The sequence below is a fragment of the Rhizobium sp. P32RR-XVIII genome, assembly GCF_012641395.1.
Taxonomy (GTDB): Bacteria; Pseudomonadota; Alphaproteobacteria; order Rhizobiales; family Rhizobiaceae; genus Rhizobium.
In genome coordinates this window covers 598,098-612,794 of record NZ_JABAIH010000002.1, presented here as the reverse complement: position 1 = coordinate 612,794, position 14,697 = coordinate 598,098, and the positions used below count along the sequence as shown (strand labels likewise).

Genomic DNA, 14,697 nt, shown 5'->3' with positions numbered 1-14,697 from the left:
AACGAACGAAAACAGCCGGGCTTTGCAGCCCGGCTGTTTTGCTTCCGGCGGACCGGATGATGATTAAGCGGCTGCTGCCTGCTCTTCGGCGGCGACGCGGGCCTTGTCGGCTGCGCCCTTCGCGTAGGTGTCGCGGTCAACGAATTCGATGACGGCGAGAGCAGCGTTGTCGCCCTGGCGGAAGCCGGCCTTCATGATACGCAGGTAGCCGCCGTTGCGGGTTGCGTAACGCGAAGCGATCGTGTCGAAAAGCTTCGAAACGACTGCGGCGTCCTTGATCTGCGAGATCGCCTGACGGCGAGCGTGCAGGTCGCCGCGTTTGCCGAGGGTGACGAGCTTCTCAACGATCGGACGGATTTCCTTTGCCTTCGGCAGGGTCGTCACGATCTGCTCATGCGTGATGAGCGAAGCCGCCATGTTGGCGAACATCGCCTTGCGGTGGCTTGCGGTTCTATTCAGCTTGCGGCCGGCTTTACCGTGGCGCATGGCTATTCTCCTTCACTTGCAGGCATTCGCCTGCCGTTTGAATGTTTAATATTGGTCTTCGTATCGCTTGGCGAGATCTTCGATGTTCTCGGGCGGCCATGCCGGCACTTCCATGCCGAGGTGCAGGCCCATGGAAGCGAGAACTTCCTTGATTTCGTTCAGCGACTTGCGACCAAAATTCGGCGTGCGGAGCATTTCTGCTTCGGTCTTCTGAATGAGGTCGCCGATGTAGACGATGTTGTCGTTCTTCAGGCAGTTTGCCGAGCGAACCGACAGTTCGAGTTCGTCCACCTTCTTGAGGAGCGCCGGGTTGAAAGCCAGTTCGGTGACTGCTTCCTCTTCGGTTTCCTTCTGCGGCTCGTCGAAGTTGACGAACACGCCAAGCTGGTCCTGAAGGATGCGAGCCGCGAAAGCGACGGCATCTTCGCCGGAGATCGAACCATCGGTTTCGATCGTCATGTTCAGCTTGTCGTAGTCGAGAACCTGTCCTTCGCGGGTATTTTCAACCTTGTAGGACACCTTCTTGACCGGCGAATAGAGGCTGTCGACCGGGATAAGGCCGATCGGAGCATCTTCCGCACGATTGCGTTCGGCCGGAACGTAGCCCTTGCCGTTGTTGACGGTGAATTCCATGCGGATTTCGGCGCCCTCGTCGAGCGTGCAGATGACATGCTCGGGGTTGAGGATTTCGATATCGCCGACCGTCTGGATGTCGCCAGCCGTCACAACGCCCGGGCCCTGCTTGCGGACGACCATGCGCTTTGCGTCATCGCCATCCATCTTGATGGCGATTTCCTTGATGTTGAGCACGATGTCCGTGACGTCTTCGCGGACGCCCGGAATCGAGGAGAATTCGTGCAGTACGCCGTCGATCTGCACGGCCGTAACAGCAGCACCGCGCAGCGACGAGAGCAGAACGCGACGAAGCGCGTTGCCGAGGGTCAGGCCGAAACCGCGCTCCAGCGGCTCTGCAACGAGCGTCGCCTTGATGCGCGAGTTGGAAGAGAACTCGACCTTGTTCGGCTTGATCAATTCCTGCCAGTTTTTCTGAATCATTGTTTTGCCTTCCGTTCGTTGCCACCATCCAATCGTGGCAACCGAGCTTGAGAAGCACCGGGAGCGAAAAACCGCTCACCGGTGTTGTGATTGGCGATGATCAGACGCGGCGCTTCTTGCGCGGGCGGCAGCCATTGTGCGGGATCGGCGTCACGTCGCGGATGGACGTGATCATGAAACCAGCAGCCTGGAGCGCGCGCAGAGCGGATTCACGACCGGAACCCGGACCGCAAACTTCGACTTCCAGCGACTTCATGCCATGTTCCTGCGCCTTCTTGGCAGCATCTTCAGCAGCGATCTGGGCAGCAAACGGGGTCGACTTGCGCGAACCCTTGAAGCCCTTGGCACCAGCCGACGACCAGGCGATCGCGTTGCCCTGTGCGTCGGTGATGGTGATCATCGTGTTGTTGAAGGTCGAGTTGACGTGAGCCACACCCGATGAAATGTTTTTACGTTCGCGACGGCGAACGCGGACGGCTTCCTTGGCCATTGTATCCCTTTCTTGGATATCCTCACCGCCGTAATGCCAGCGGCTACACCGGAACGGCACCCCTTAGGGCGCCGCTCCAAACTCAAAAGAGGCCGGCGGACCGCCAGCCTCCCCTTCCCGGTTTCCCGGAAATTACTTCTTCTTACCAGCGATCGCCTTTGCCGGGCCCTTGCGGGTGCGGGCATTGGTGTGCGTACGCTGACCGCGAACCGGCAGGCCGCGACGATGGCGCAGGCCGCGGTAGCTGCCAAGGTCCATCAGACGCTTGATGTTCATCGAGGTTTCGCGACGAAGGTCACCCTCGACCTGATAGTCACGGTCGATGGTCTCGCGGATCTGAAGAACTTCAGCGTCCGTGAGCTGGTGCACGCGGCGATCAGCCGGGATACCGACTTTCTCGACGATTTCCTGTGCGAATTTCGAACCGATCCCGTGAATGTAGGTCAGCGCGATGACGACGCGCTTCGCAGTCGGGATGTTGACGCCAGCGATACGTGCCACGCCTATTCTCCTTGAGTTCCAGTTGCCATCCGGCAAGAGGGCTTCGTTACGCCGCCCTCCGAAGGGCCGCTCGTTCAAATTTGGGTTCGTAACATGTCAAAACGACCGAACCCGGACTTCCTTTGGGAAATCCGCGCCGATCGCATCGAATGTCGCGAGTTGGCGCGGTGTTTAGCGGAATCAGCGCCGAAAGGCAACCGGTCCCGCCAAGTTTATTTTCAAAGCCTTACAGCTTCGAAAGAATGGCCTCGACCTCTTGAGTCACGTGGTCCATGTCGGCCATGCCATCCACGCTCCTGAGCTTCCCCTTGGCGTGATAATAGCCGATCAACGGCGACGTCTCTTTATAGTAGACCTGAAGCCGCGCCGTCATCGTTTCAGGATTATCGTCCGGGCGGCGCTTGAAATGCGTCGAACCGCACTTGTCGCACACACCCTCCTGCACCGGACGCTTGTCGGTGTCGTGGTAAACGCTGCCACACTGGGCACAGGAATAGCGCCCTGCAACGCGGCGCACCAGTTCGGCGTCATCAACCTTCAGCTCGATGACGACAGAGAGATCGAGCCCCTTGGCGCGAAGCATCTCCTCGGTGGCATCCGCCTGGACAAGCGTCCGCGGAAAACCGTCGAGAATGAAGCCGTTTTCACAATCGGGCTGATCGATACGTTCGGAAACAATGGCGTTGACGATCTCATCGGAGACAAGCTTGCCGGCGTCCATGACAGCCTTTGCCCGCTTGCCGACTTCCGTGCCGGCCTGAACGGCAGCACGGAGCATGTCACCCGTGGAAAGTTGCGGAATGCCGTACTTCTCCACGATCCTCTGGGCCTGGGTCCCCTTGCCCGCACCCGGCGGCCCCAAAAGTATAAGTCTCATCGCCCCCTCTTACCTCCGCGCAACTTCGATTTCTTGATCAGGCCTTCGTACTGCTGTGCTATCAGGTGGCCCTGAATCTGTGCCACCGTATCAAGAGTTACGCTAACCACGATCAAAAGCGAAGTGCCACCAAGGGATAATGGGATGCCAGTTTGCGACACCAGTATCTCGGGCAGGATGCAGACGAAGACGAGATAGATCGCGCCGATGACCGTGATTCGGGTCAGGACGTAATCGATATATTCGGCGGTGCGCTCACCCGGACGGATGCCCGGAATGAAGCCGCCATGCTTTTTCAGGTTATCGGCCGTGTCCTTCGGATTGAAGACGATGGCCGTGTAGAAGAAGGCGAAGAAGGCGATCAGTCCGGCGTACAGCAGCATGTAGAGCGGCTGCCCGTGGCCCAGCGCCGCGACGATCGCCGTCGCCCAGGACGGCATGGCCGCCGTGTTGGCAAAGCCTGCGAGAGTTGCCGGCAGAAGCAGCAGCGACGAGGCGAAGATTGCCGGAATAACGCCAGAGGTATTGAGCTTCAGCGGCAGATGCGAGGTATCGCCCTGGAACATGCGGTTGCCGACCTGACGCTTCGGATACTGGATCAGCAGGCGGCGCTGGGCGCGTTCGACGAAGACGATGACGCCAATAACGCCGATTGCGATCACGATGACGGCAAGAATGAGCGTCGTCGAAAGTGCACCGGTGCGGCCGAGTTCCAGCGTACCCCCCACAGCCTGCGGAAGGCCGGCGGCGATGCCGGCGAAGATGATCAGCGAAATGCCGTTGCCGATGCCGCGCGAGGTGATCTGCTCGCCAAGCCACATCAGGAACATCGTGCCGCCGAGCAGCGTGATAACGGTGGAAATACGGAAGAACCAGCCTGGATCGACCACCAGACCGTTGCCGCTTTCGAGGCCGACCGCGATGCCGTAGGCCTGCAGCGCGCCGAGCAGCACGGTGCCGTAACGGGTGTACTGGTTGATGACCTTGCGGCCCTGCTCGCCTTCCTTCTTCAGGTTTTCGAGCGCTGGTACGACCGACGTCATCAGCTGCACGATGATCGAGGCGGAGATATAGGGCATGATGCCGAGCGCGAAGATCGCCATGCGCTGGACGGCGCCGCCCGAGAACATGTTGAAGAGACCGAGAATGCCGCCCGCCTGGCCGCGGAAGGCCTGGGCATAGGCTTCGGGGTGCAGGCCCGGAAGCGGAATGTGCGTACCAAGACGATAGACGAGGAGAGCTGCCAGCGTGAACCACAGGCGCTTCTTGAGATCCTCAGCCTTGGCGAAGGTCGAAAAATTAAGATTGGAGGCCAACTGTTCCGCTGCAGATGCCATGCGATTCTCCGCGCTACCCATTCGGGGCGCCTCGAACGAGAGCCGGCCCCAGAATCAGTACTCTAATTATTCACAACCGGGCTTCGGACGGATTGCGGGCGCAATCAATGCCTCACCCTTGATTTCATCGAAACCGGTACGCTGCGGGGTGCAACGATACAGGTTTTTGTGAGGCCCACATATGGGAGCAAAATCGCCCGGTGTGAAGCACCCCGGGCGACATATCATAAGATTATTATTCTGCCGTTGCGACAGAAAGAAGCGTGATCGAACCGCCGGCCTTTTCGATCTTCTCGACGGCGGGCTTGGAAGCGCCTGCGACTTCGAGCTTGATCTTTGCCTTCAGTTCGCCGTCAGCGAGAACGCGAACGCCGTCCTTGGCGCGACGGATGACGCCGGCTGCCTTGAGAGCAGCGGCATCGACAGTCGCCTTGCCATCGAGCTTGCCGGCGTCGATCGCAGCCTGGATGCGTGCGAGCGAAACGACGACGAAGTCGGCCTTGAAGATGTTCGTGAAGCCGCGCTTCGGCAGACGGCGGTAGATTGGCATCTGGCCGCCTTCGAAACCGTTGATGGCGACGCCGGAACGGGACTTCTGACCCTTGACACCGCGACCACCGGTCTTGCCCGAGCCCGAACCGATACCGCGGCCGAGGCGCTTGCGGCTGTGGGTCGAACCTTCGTTGTCCTTGATTTCATTCAGTTTCATATGCGTTTCCTCCGGCTCACTTCTCGTCGACGACGCGAACGAGATGCTGGACAGCACGGATCATGCCACGAACAGCCGGGGTATCTTCCAGCGTGCGGCGACGGTGCATCTTGTTGAGGCCCAGACCGATCAGCGTGCGCTGCTGTACGTCCGGACGGCGAATCGGGCTGCCGATCTGCTCGACGGTAACCGTCTTAGCTTCGGTCTTCTTGGTAGCCTTGGCCATGGGTCAGACTCCTCTTATTCTTCAGAGGCGTTGCCGGAGGCGGCACGGCGAGCCTGAAGCGTAGCATACTTGATGCCGCGCTGAGCTGCGATGTCCTTCGGGTGAACCTGGTGCTTCAGAGCGTCGAAGGTGGCGCGAACCATGTTGTATGGGTTCGAGGAACCGGTCGACTTGGCGACAACGTCGTGAACGCCGAGCGTTTCGAAAACGGCGCGCATCGGACCACCGGCGATGATACCGGTACCGACCTTGGCCGAGCGCAGCAGAACCTTGCCGGCGCCGTGACGGCCGTGGACGTCGTGATGCAGGGTACGGCCTTCGCGCAGCGGCACGAAGATGAGCTCGCGCTTGGCGGCTTCCGTTGCCTTGCGGATGGCTTCCGGCACTTCGCGTGCCTTGCCGTGACCGAAGCCTACGCGGCCCTTCTGGTCACCGACGACGACGAGAGCGGCAAAACCGAAACGGCGGCCACCCTTGACGACCTTGGCGACGCGGTTGATCGCGACCAGCTTGTCGACGAATTCGCTATCGCGCTCTTCGCGGCTCTGGCGGTCATCCCGCGAGCCTCTTCTTTCCTGTGCCATTGTCCTTTTCCTTTTTCTTTTCCGGGTGCAACGGGCAAACAAAGCGAGGACCGCAGCGGCCTCCCATTAGGGAGCGTATGCGGTCCGGTGAGATCCGGCCGGCGCTCGAAAGCGTCCGGCCGGAAACTTGATCAGAAGGACAGACCGCCTTCGCGGGCTGCGTCTGCCAGGGCCTTGATACGGCCGTGATAGATGAAGGCGCCACGGTCGAATACGACCTCGCTGACGCCTGCCTTCGTTGCGCGCTCTGCAACGAGCTTGCCGACGAGGGCAGCTGCTGCTGTATCAGCACCGGTCTTCAGAGAACCGCGCAGATCCTTATCGAGAGTCGAGGCAGACGCGAGCGTCTTGCCTGCAACATCGTCGATGACCTGAACGTAGATGTTCTTCGAGGAGCGATGAACCGACAGGCGCGGACGGCCATTGGCCACCGACTTGAGTTGACGGCGCACGCGGTTGGCACGACGTGCAAGTGCTTCTTTCCTGCTAGCCATTTCGCGTGATCCTTACTTCTTCTTGCCTTCTTTGCGGACAATCCGCTCGTCGGCATACTTGACGCCCTTGCCCTTGTAAGGCTCAGGACCGCGGTATTCGCGGATTTCAGCGGCAACCTGGCCGACCTGCTGCTTGTTGATGCCGGTGACGACGATTTCCGTCGGCTTCGGCACAGCGATCGTGATGCCCTGCGGCGGCTCGTAAACAACGTCATGGCTGAAGCCGAGTGCCAGCTGCAGGTTCTTGCCCTGAAGCGACGCGCGGTAACCGACGCCGTTGATTTCGAGCTTGCGCTCAAAGCCGTCCTTGACGCCCTTGAAGATGTTCTCGATCATCGTGCGGGACATGCCCCACTTTGCACGAGCATCCTTCGTCTGGCTGAGCGGCGTTACGACGACCGCGTTGTTTTCGAGCTTTACGCCGACTTCGTCATTCGCGACGAAGAACAGCTCGCCCTTCGGGCCCTTAGCGGTAACCTTCTGGCCATCGACCGTAGCCGTGATCCCAGCAGGCACCTGAACGGGCTTTTTACCGATACGAGACATGTTTCAATCCTGTCTGTTCGCTATGGAGATCTCTGCGCGATCTTAGAAGACCGAGCAAAGAACCTCGCCACCAACGTTCTGTTCGCGAGCCTGGTGATCGGCCATCACGCCCTTCGGGGTCGAAAGGATGGTGATGCCGAGGCCGTTCGCGACCTGCGGAATGGACTTGACCGAGACATAAACCCGGCGGCCCGGCTTGGACACACGGCCGATCTCACGGATCACCGATGCGCCTTCGTAGTACTTCAGCTCGATGCTGAGCTCCGACTTGCCATTGCCGAAATCGACAACGGAATAGCCACGGATGTAGCCTTCGGACTGCAGAACATCGAGAACGCGTGCACGGAGCTTCGAAGCAGGCGTCGAGACCGACGACTTGCGGCGAGAAGCGCCGTTGCGGATGCGAGTGAGCATATCGCCCAACGGATCAGTCATTGTCATCTAACCTGCTCCTTACCAGCTCGACTTGACGATGCCCGGCACCTTGCCGAGATTGCCGAGTTCACGCAGCGCGATACGCGACATGCGCAGTTTGCGGTAGTATGCGCGCGGACGGCCCGATACTTCGCAACGGTTGCGAATGCGGGTCTTGGATCCATCGCGCGGCAGGGATGCCAGCTTGATCGAGGCCTTGAACCGCTCTTCGATCGGAAGAGCCTGGTTCATGATGATCGCCTTCAGAGCTGCGCGCTTGGCAGCCTGGTTTGCGACCGTATTACGGCGGCGCTTGTTCTTTTCAACTGCGCTTGTCTTCGCCATGTGCGGTTCCTTTTCTACGCTCGTCGTTACGGTTACTGACGGAACGGGAAGTTGAACTCTGTCAGCAGAGCCCGTGCTTCGTCGTCCTTCGTTGCCGTCGTGCAAACGATGATGTCCATGCCCCACATCTGATCAACCTTGTCGTAGTTGATCTCAGGGAACACAATGTGCTCTTTGATGCCCATGGCGAAGTTGCCACGGCCGTCAAAGCTTTTCGGGTTCAGGCCGCGGAAGTCGCGAACGCGCGGGAGCGCGATGTTCACGAGGCGGTCCAGGAACTCGTACATGCGAGCGCCGCGCAGGGTGACCTTTGCGCCGATCGGCATCTGCTCGCGGACCTTGAAGCCAGCGATGGAGTTGCGTGCACGGGTGATGACCGGCTTCTGGCCAGCGATAGCGGCCAGGTCGGCTGCAGCAACAGTCGGCTTCTTCGAATCAGCCGTCGCTTCACCAACACCCATGTTGATTACGATCTTGTCGAGCTTCGGAATCATCATCTCGTTGGCATAGGAGAACTTCTCCTGCATAGCCTTACGGATACGCTCGACATATTCCTTCTTGAGCCGCGGCTCGTACTTTGCCTCAGCCATCAGATCACCTCACCGGAACGCTTGGCCACACGGACCTTCTTGCCGTCAACAACCTTGAAACCGACGCGGGTCGGCTTGCCGTCCTTGTCGACGATCGCAACGTTGGAGAGGTGGACCGAGGCTTCCTTGCTGATGATGCCGGCTTCCTGGCTCTGCGTCTGGCGCTGATGGCGCTTTACGACGTTGATGCCGCGGACAACCGCACGATCTTCCTTAGGCAGAACCTGGAGGACTTCGCCGGTACGGCCCTTGTCCTTGCCTGCGAGCATGACGACTTTGTCGCCCTTACGAATCTTCTGCATCGTTCCCGCTCCTTACAGTACTTCGGGAGCCAGCGAGATGATCTTCATGTGGTTCTTGGCGCGAAGTTCGCGCGGAACCGGTCCGAAGATACGGGTGCCGATCGGCTCTTTCTTGTTGTCGATGAGGACTGCTGCATTGGTGTCGAAGCGGATGATGCTGCCATCAACGCGACGGATTTCCTTGGCGGTACGAACGACCACCGCCTTCATCACGTCACCCTTCTTCACGCGGCCGCGCGGGATCGCTTCCTTGATCGAAACGACGATAACGTCGCCGATCGAGGCATACTTGCGCTTCGAGCCGCCCAGCACCTTGATGCACATGACACGACGCGCGCCGGAATTATCCGCGACGTCGAGGTTTGTTTGCATCTGAATCATATCAGGTCGCCTTCTTGTTTTACCGGAATGGTTGGGTTTGCACCCCCTACCCCGGCATATGAAAATTGTCAGCCGCCCGAACCCGTCTCACGAACGGGCACAGATGCGGCAATAGCTTGAATAGCGCGGGAAAAATCGTGCCAAGGTGGTTTCCCGACGGGACCTTCCGTGCGCTCAAAGCAAAAGAACGCCCGGCATTCGAGCGTTCCGACGCTGCTTCATACAGAAATCTGTGCGAGACGCAAGGCCTCGCACAAAAATCTCTTACTTGCCCTGGGCGGAAACGACCGTCCAGCGCTTGTCCTTGGAGATCGGTGCGCATTCCTCGATGGAAACGGTATCGCCGATCTTGTACTGGTTGTTTTCGTCGTGGGCCTTGTACTTCTTGGAACGACGAACGGTCTTCTGAAGCAGCGGGTGAGCGAAACGGCGCTCAACGCGAACTACGACAGTCTTCTCGTTCTTGTCGCCAACGACGACGCCCTGCAGAATGCGCTTCGGCATTTTTTTCTTCCTTTACGCCTTTGCTTCTGCCGCCTTCTGGCGGGCAATGGTTTTCACGCGGGCGATGTCCTTGCGAACTTCGTTGATGCGCGAGGACTTTTCGAGCTGGCCGGTCGCCTTCTGGAAGCGCAGGTTGAACTGCTCCTTCTTGAGGTCGGCAAGCTTGTCCTTGAGCTGATCGGCCGTGAGGCCGCGGACTTCTTCGGCTTTCATCTGCCTCTCCTTACTCTGCAATGCGCTGAACGAAGCGCGTCTTGACCGAGAGCTTGGCGGAGCCGAGGCGCAGCGCCTCGCGGGCGATCTCTTCGCTGACGCCGTCGATCTCGAACATCATACGGCCGGGCTTGACCTTGCATGCCCAGTATTCAACGGAGCCCTTACCCTTACCCATGCGGACTTCGGTCGGCTTTGCGGTTACCGGAACATCCGGGAACACGCGGATCCATACACGGCCGGCACGCTTCATGTAGCGCGTGATCGCGCGGCGGGCCGCTTCGATCTCGCGTGCATTGACGCGGTTGGGCTCCTGAGCCTTCAGGCCGAATTCGCCGAAGGCGAGGTCGGAACCACCCTTGGCGACGCCCTTGATGCGGCCCTTGAATTGCTTGCGGTACTTGGTACGCTTTGGCTGCAACATTTTCTTATTCTCCGAACTTCTTTGCCACCAACGCTATCAAGCGTTGTCGCGGCGACGATCGCGGTCGCGGCTTGCCGGACCCTGAGCGTCACCCTCGAGTGCGCGGCGCTCGGAGGCCATCGGATCGTGCTCAAGGATTTCGCCCTTGAAGATCCAGACCTTGATGCCGCAGATGCCGAATGCGGTTTCAGCTTCAGCCGTACCGTAATCGATGTCCGCACGCAGGGTGTGCAGCGGAACGCGGCCTTCGCGGTACCATTCGGTACGAGCGATTTCCGCACCGCCGAGACGGCCTGCGCAGGTGATCTTGATGCCTTCGGCGCCAAGACGCATTGCAGACTGAACAGCGCGCTTCATGGCGCGGCGGAAAGCCACGCGGCGTTCGAGCTGCTGGGCGATCGACTGTGCGACGAGCGTCGCGTCGACTTCCGGCTTGCGTACTTCAACGATGTTGAGGTGCGTTTCGGAGCTCGTCATGTCCGACAGCTTCTTGCGGAGCTTGTCGATGTCTGCACCCTTCTTGCCGATGATCAGACCCGGGCGAGCCGAGTGGATCGTGACGCGGCACTTCTTGTGCGGACGCTCGATGACGACCTTTGCGATACCAGCCTGCTTCAGTTCGCTCATGACGAACTTGCGCATCTTCAGGTCTTCGTGCAGCAGCTGACCGTACTCGGCATTGTCCGCGAACCAGCGGCTATCCCAGGTACGGTTGATGCCAAGACGGAAACCGATTGGATTGATTTTCTGACCCATTATGCGGCCTCCTCTTGTGCCTGCACTTCGCGGACAACAATCGTCAGGTGCGCGAACGGCTTCTCGATGCGAGATGCCCGGCCGCGGCCACGAGCGTGGAAACGCTTCATGACGATCGACTTGCCAACGTAGGCTTCTGCGACGACCAGCGCGTCAACGTCGAGATCGTGGTTGTTCTCAGCGTTGGCGATCGCGGATTCCAGCGTCTTCTTGACGGCGCCTGCGATGCGCTTGCGGGAGAATTCCAGCTCAGCGAGTGCACGGTCAACCTTCTTGCCGCGGATGGCCGCAGCAACCAGGTTGAGCTTCTGTGGGCTGACGCGGAGCGTGCGGGCGACTGCTTGCGCCTCGTTGTCCTTCAGCCGGCGTTCGGCTTTTGCCTTGCCCATTGTTACTTCCTCTTTGCCTTCTTGTCCGCACCGTGACCGTAGTAGGTCCGGGTCGGAGAGAATTCACCGAACTTGTGGCCGACCATGTCTTCATTGACGCTGACCGGAATATGCTTGCTGCCGTTGTAGACGCCGAAGGTCAGACCCACGAACTGCGGCAGGATCGTGGAGCGACGGCTCCAGATCTTGATTACTTCTGCACGTCCGCCTTCACGAACCTTCTCAGCCTTCTTGAGAAGATAGCCGTCAACGAACGGACCTTTCCATACTGAACGAGCCATTGGAGACTTCCTCTCTTACTTCTTACGCTGATGACGCGAGCGCATGATCATCTTGTCGGTCGACTTGTTCGACCGGGTGCGCTTGCCCTTGGTCGGCTTGCCCCACGGGGTAACCGGATGACGGCCACCCGAGGTGCGGCCTTCACCACCGCCGTGCGGATGGTCGACCGGGTTCATGACGACACCGCGGTTATGCGGACGCTTGCCGCGCCAAACCGTACGACCGGCCTTGCCGTCGTTGATGTTGGCATGGTCAGGGTTGGAAACGGCGCCGATCGAAGCAAGGCAGGAGCCATGAACGAGGCGCTGTTCGCCGGAATTCAGGCGAAGGATCGCCATGCCGGCATCGCGGCCGACGAGCTGTGCGTAACCGCCAGCCGAACGTGCGATCTGACCACCCTTGCCCGGCTTCATTTCCACGTTGTGGATGATGGTGCCGACCGGGATGAACTGCAGCGGCATGGTGTTGCCGGGCTTTACGTCGACAGCCTTTTCCGAAGCGATGACCTTGTCGCCGGCAGCGAGGCGCTGCGGGGCGAGGATATAAGCCTTCTCACCGTCAGCATAAGTCACCAGCGCGATGAAAGCCGTGCGGTTCGGATCGTATTCGATACGCTCCACGGTGCCTTCCAGATCGAACTTGCGACGCTTGAAGTCGACCAGACGATAAGTGCGCTTGTGACCGCCGCCGATGAAGCGGGCGGTGATGCGGCCGAGGTTGTTACGACCGCCGCTCTTGGTCAGACCTTCCGTCAGCGTCTTGACCGGCTTGCCCTTGTAGAGCGAGGAGCGGTCGACGATGACCAGCTGGCGCTGGCTCGGGGTCGTCGGATTGAATGTTTTCAATGCCATTTTTTTAATCCTCAGAGACCGGTGGAGACGTCGATCGTCTGGCCTTCAGCCAGCGTCACGACAGCCTTCTTCACGTCCTTCTGCTTGCCGACAAAACCGCGGAAACGCTTGGTCTTGCCCTTGCGGAGCAGAGTGTTGACGGCCGTGACCTTGACGCCGAAGAGCGCCTCGACTGCAGCCTTGATTTCCGGCTTCGTGGCCGCCTTGGCGACATTGAAAACAACCTGGTTGTTTTCCGATACCAGAGTGGACTTTTCGGTGATCGCCGGCGAGACGATCACATCGTAGTGGCGAAGATCGGTCACTTGAAACGCTCCTCTAGAGCTTCAACGGCAGCCTTGGAAAGCACGAGCTTGCCGCGGCGCACGATGTCGTAAACGTTGATGCCCTGGATCGGCAGAACATCGATGTTCGGGATGTTCTGCGCAGCGAGCTTGAAGTTGCCGTCGAGCTCAGCGCCGCCGATGAAGAGCGCATTGGTCAGGCCGAGCGTCTCGAAAGTCGCGGCCAGAGCCTTGGTCTTTGCTTCTGTAGCAACGAGGTTGTCGATGATGATGACATCATCGGCCTTCAGCTTTGCCGACAGAGCGTGACGCAGGCCGAGCGCGCGAACCTTCTTGGGAAGGTCATGCTCGTGGCTGCGGGCGACAGGTCCGTGAGCCTTACCACCGCCGCGGAACTGCGGAGCGCGAGCCGAATGGTGACGAGCGCGGCCGGTACCCTTCTGCTTGTACATCTTGGCGCCGGTGCGCGCGACGTCTGCGCGGCCCTTTGCCTGGTGCGTGCCCTGCTGCTTCTTGGCAAGCTGCCAGCGGATGACGCGGGCGAGAATGTCCTGGCGGGGCTCGAGGCCGAAAATCGCGTCAGAGAGAGAAACCTTCCCTGCGTCTTTTCCCTCGAGGGTCTTGACGTTGAATTCCATTGGTCCGGCTCCCTTACTTCGCTGCCGACTTGACGGCATCGCGCACGATGATCCAGGCACCCTTGGAACCGGGTACTGCACCCTTGATCAGGATCAGACCGCGATCTTCATCGGTCGAAACCACTTCCAGGTTCTGGGTCGTTACGCGCGTCTGGCCCATGTGACCAGCCATCTTCTTGTTCTTGAAAACCTTACCTGGATCCTGACGCGAACCCGTCGAACCATGCGAGCGGTGCGAAACAGACACACCGTGCGTAGCGCGCAGACCGCCGAAGCCGTGGCGCTTCATGGCGCCGGCAAAGCCCTTACCGATGGTCGTGCCCGTCACGTCGACGAGCTGACCTGCTGCGAAGTGACCAGCCTTGAGCTCGGTCCCAATTTCAAGCAGGTTGTCTTCCGAAACGCGGAATTCCTGGAGCTTGGCCTTCGGCTCGACGTTGGCAACGGCAAAGTTGCCGCGCATCGCCTTGGACGTGTTCTTAACCTTCGCCTGGCCAGCACCGAGCTGAACTGCGGTATAGCCATTCTTTTCTACAGTGCGCGTCGCGACGACCTGGCAGCCGTCCATACGCAGTACCGTTACCGGAACATGTTCACCTGCGTCGTTATAGACGCGGGTCATGCCCACCTTCTGTGCAATCACACCTGAACGCATCGGTTCAATCCTTCCAAATCCGCTCGAGCAAAGCTCAGAGCTTGATCTCAACATCGACACCGGCGGCGAGATCGAGCTTCATCAGCGCGTCTACCGTCTGCGGGGTCGGGTCTACGATGTCGAGGAGGCGCTTATGCGTGCGCATCTCGAACTGCTCGCGGCTCTTCTTGTCGATGTGCGGGGACCGGTTGACCGTAAACTTCTCGATGCGGGTCGGAAGCGGAACGGGGCCCCGGACACTAGCTCCGGTGCGCTTCGCCGTCGACACAATCTCGCGCGTGGAAGCATCGAGAATTCGGTGATCGAACGCCTTCAGGCGAATGCGGATATTTTGGCCGTTCATTCGACGTTATCCTTGTCTTT

27 protein-coding genes are annotated in these 14,697 nt (G+C 59.6%); all 27 read right to left on the bottom strand.

The window, feature by feature from the left end; translation table 11 throughout:
- Positions 1 to 63: 63 nt before the first annotated feature.
- The 27 genes from rplQ to rpsJ all read right to left on the bottom strand — a co-directional run bounded on the left by rplQ (position 64) and on the right by rpsJ (position 14,677).
- Positions 64 to 486, bottom strand: a complete 423-nt coding sequence (rplQ, locus tag HGP14_RS08170; protein WP_168829329.1) for a 50S ribosomal protein L17 — start codon at positions 484 to 486, stop codon at positions 64 to 66.
- A 45-nt stretch (positions 487 to 531) separates the two neighbouring features.
- Positions 532 to 1,542, bottom strand: coding sequence for a DNA-directed RNA polymerase subunit alpha (locus HGP14_RS08165; protein ID WP_168829328.1), 1,011 nt, complete (start codon positions 1,540 to 1,542; stop codon positions 532 to 534).
- Positions 1,543 to 1,642: 100 nt separating this feature from the next.
- A complete protein-coding gene (rpsK, locus tag HGP14_RS08160; RefSeq protein ID WP_022718372.1) occupies positions 1,643 to 2,032 on the bottom strand; it encodes a 30S ribosomal protein S11 in 390 nt (129 codons plus the stop codon).
- Positions 2,033 to 2,164: 132 nt separating this feature from the next.
- Positions 2,165 to 2,533 carry a 30S ribosomal protein S13 gene (rpsM, locus tag HGP14_RS08155; RefSeq protein WP_168829327.1) on the bottom strand — a complete coding sequence of 123 codons (369 nt, stop codon included), beginning with the start codon at positions 2,531 to 2,533 and terminating at the stop codon, positions 2,165 to 2,167.
- Between the two features lie 226 nt (positions 2,534 to 2,759).
- Positions 2,760 to 3,410: an adenylate kinase gene (locus HGP14_RS08150; protein ID WP_168829326.1), complete on the bottom strand. Its 651-nt coding sequence runs from the start codon at positions 3,408 to 3,410 to the stop codon at positions 2,760 to 2,762.
- Positions 3,407 to 4,747, bottom strand: a complete 1,341-nt coding sequence (gene secY, locus HGP14_RS08145) for a preprotein translocase subunit SecY (protein WP_168829325.1) — start codon at positions 4,745 to 4,747, stop codon at positions 3,407 to 3,409. The genes HGP14_RS08150 and secY overlap by 4 nt, the downstream gene beginning before the upstream one ends.
- A gap of 235 nt (positions 4,748 to 4,982) precedes the next feature.
- The gene (gene rplO, locus HGP14_RS08140) at positions 4,983 to 5,456 is read right to left on the bottom strand and encodes a 50S ribosomal protein L15 (protein WP_168829324.1); all 474 of its coding nucleotides are present in this window, start codon (positions 5,454 to 5,456) and stop codon (positions 4,983 to 4,985) included.
- Positions 5,457 to 5,472: 16 nt separating this feature from the next.
- Positions 5,473 to 5,682: a 50S ribosomal protein L30 gene (gene rpmD / locus HGP14_RS08135; RefSeq protein ID WP_168829323.1), complete on the bottom strand. Its 210-nt coding sequence runs from the start codon at positions 5,680 to 5,682 to the stop codon at positions 5,473 to 5,475.
- 14 nt (positions 5,683 to 5,696) lie between these two features.
- Positions 5,697 to 6,266, bottom strand: a complete 570-nt coding sequence (gene rpsE / locus HGP14_RS08130; RefSeq protein WP_027509270.1) for a 30S ribosomal protein S5 — start codon at positions 6,264 to 6,266, stop codon at positions 5,697 to 5,699.
- A 131-nt stretch (positions 6,267 to 6,397) separates the two neighbouring features.
- The gene (gene rplR / locus HGP14_RS08125) at positions 6,398 to 6,760 is read right to left on the bottom strand and encodes a 50S ribosomal protein L18 (RefSeq protein ID WP_168829322.1); all 363 of its coding nucleotides are present in this window, start codon (positions 6,758 to 6,760) and stop codon (positions 6,398 to 6,400) included.
- A gap of 12 nt (positions 6,761 to 6,772) precedes the next feature.
- The gene (gene rplF / locus HGP14_RS08120) at positions 6,773 to 7,306 is read right to left on the bottom strand and encodes a 50S ribosomal protein L6 (RefSeq protein WP_168829321.1); all 534 of its coding nucleotides are present in this window, start codon (positions 7,304 to 7,306) and stop codon (positions 6,773 to 6,775) included.
- Between the two features lie 42 nt (positions 7,307 to 7,348).
- On the bottom strand, positions 7,349 to 7,747 hold the full coding sequence (gene rpsH / locus HGP14_RS08115; protein WP_003547562.1) for a 30S ribosomal protein S8: 399 nt from the start codon (positions 7,745 to 7,747) through the stop codon (positions 7,349 to 7,351).
- Between the two features lie 12 nt (positions 7,748 to 7,759).
- Positions 7,760 to 8,065 carry a 30S ribosomal protein S14 gene (gene rpsN, locus HGP14_RS08110; protein WP_018115514.1) on the bottom strand — a complete coding sequence of 102 codons (306 nt, stop codon included), beginning with the start codon at positions 8,063 to 8,065 and terminating at the stop codon, positions 7,760 to 7,762.
- Between the two features lie 32 nt (positions 8,066 to 8,097).
- The gene (gene rplE, locus HGP14_RS08105) at positions 8,098 to 8,655 is read right to left on the bottom strand and encodes a 50S ribosomal protein L5 (protein WP_037127220.1); all 558 of its coding nucleotides are present in this window, start codon (positions 8,653 to 8,655) and stop codon (positions 8,098 to 8,100) included.
- Positions 8,655 to 8,957, bottom strand: coding sequence for a 50S ribosomal protein L24 (gene rplX, locus HGP14_RS08100; protein ID WP_168829320.1), 303 nt, complete (start codon positions 8,955 to 8,957; stop codon positions 8,655 to 8,657). Before rplX ends, rplE begins: the two co-directional genes overlap by 1 nt.
- Before the next feature lie 12 nt (positions 8,958 to 8,969).
- Positions 8,970 to 9,338 (bottom strand): 50S ribosomal protein L14, encoded by a 369-nt coding sequence (gene rplN, locus HGP14_RS08095; protein ID WP_018900268.1) that lies wholly within the window; start codon positions 9,336 to 9,338, stop codon positions 8,970 to 8,972.
- Between the two features lie 264 nt (positions 9,339 to 9,602).
- Positions 9,603 to 9,842: a 30S ribosomal protein S17 gene (gene rpsQ / locus HGP14_RS08090; protein ID WP_168829319.1), complete on the bottom strand. Its 240-nt coding sequence runs from the start codon at positions 9,840 to 9,842 to the stop codon at positions 9,603 to 9,605.
- A 12-nt stretch (positions 9,843 to 9,854) separates the two neighbouring features.
- The gene (gene rpmC, locus HGP14_RS08085; protein ID WP_007531673.1) at positions 9,855 to 10,055 is read right to left on the bottom strand and encodes a 50S ribosomal protein L29; all 201 of its coding nucleotides are present in this window, start codon (positions 10,053 to 10,055) and stop codon (positions 9,855 to 9,857) included.
- Positions 10,056 to 10,065: 10 nt separating this feature from the next.
- Positions 10,066 to 10,479 carry a 50S ribosomal protein L16 gene (gene rplP / locus HGP14_RS08080; RefSeq protein ID WP_003573792.1) on the bottom strand — a complete coding sequence of 138 codons (414 nt, stop codon included), beginning with the start codon at positions 10,477 to 10,479 and terminating at the stop codon, positions 10,066 to 10,068.
- A gap of 36 nt (positions 10,480 to 10,515) precedes the next feature.
- A complete protein-coding gene (gene rpsC / locus HGP14_RS08075) occupies positions 10,516 to 11,235 on the bottom strand; it encodes a 30S ribosomal protein S3 (protein ID WP_168829318.1) in 720 nt (239 codons plus the stop codon).
- Complete coding sequence (rplV, locus tag HGP14_RS08070; protein ID WP_074060955.1) at positions 11,235 to 11,624, bottom strand: 50S ribosomal protein L22; 390 nt, start codon at positions 11,622 to 11,624, stop codon at positions 11,235 to 11,237. The genes rpsC and rplV overlap by 1 nt, the downstream gene beginning before the upstream one ends.
- 2 nt (positions 11,625 to 11,626) lie before the next feature.
- Positions 11,627 to 11,905: a 30S ribosomal protein S19 gene (rpsS, locus tag HGP14_RS08065; protein WP_003573797.1), complete on the bottom strand. Its 279-nt coding sequence runs from the start codon at positions 11,903 to 11,905 to the stop codon at positions 11,627 to 11,629.
- Positions 11,906 to 11,920: 15 nt separating this feature from the next.
- Positions 11,921 to 12,757, bottom strand: coding sequence for a 50S ribosomal protein L2 (rplB, locus tag HGP14_RS08060; protein WP_168829317.1), 837 nt, complete (start codon positions 12,755 to 12,757; stop codon positions 11,921 to 11,923).
- A gap of 11 nt (positions 12,758 to 12,768) precedes the next feature.
- Positions 12,769 to 13,062 (bottom strand): 50S ribosomal protein L23, encoded by a 294-nt coding sequence (locus HGP14_RS08055; protein WP_022718390.1) that lies wholly within the window; start codon positions 13,060 to 13,062, stop codon positions 12,769 to 12,771.
- A complete protein-coding gene (gene rplD / locus HGP14_RS08050; protein ID WP_168829316.1) occupies positions 13,059 to 13,679 on the bottom strand; it encodes a 50S ribosomal protein L4 in 621 nt (206 codons plus the stop codon). The genes HGP14_RS08055 and rplD overlap by 4 nt, the downstream gene beginning before the upstream one ends.
- Positions 13,680 to 13,692: 13 nt before the next feature.
- Complete coding sequence (gene rplC / locus HGP14_RS08045; RefSeq protein ID WP_008521348.1) at positions 13,693 to 14,334, bottom strand: 50S ribosomal protein L3; 642 nt, start codon at positions 14,332 to 14,334, stop codon at positions 13,693 to 13,695.
- A 34-nt stretch (positions 14,335 to 14,368) separates the two neighbouring features.
- Positions 14,369 to 14,677, bottom strand: a complete 309-nt coding sequence (rpsJ, locus tag HGP14_RS08040) for a 30S ribosomal protein S10 (protein WP_003547547.1) — start codon at positions 14,675 to 14,677, stop codon at positions 14,369 to 14,371.
- Positions 14,678 to 14,697 lie beyond the last annotated feature (20 nt).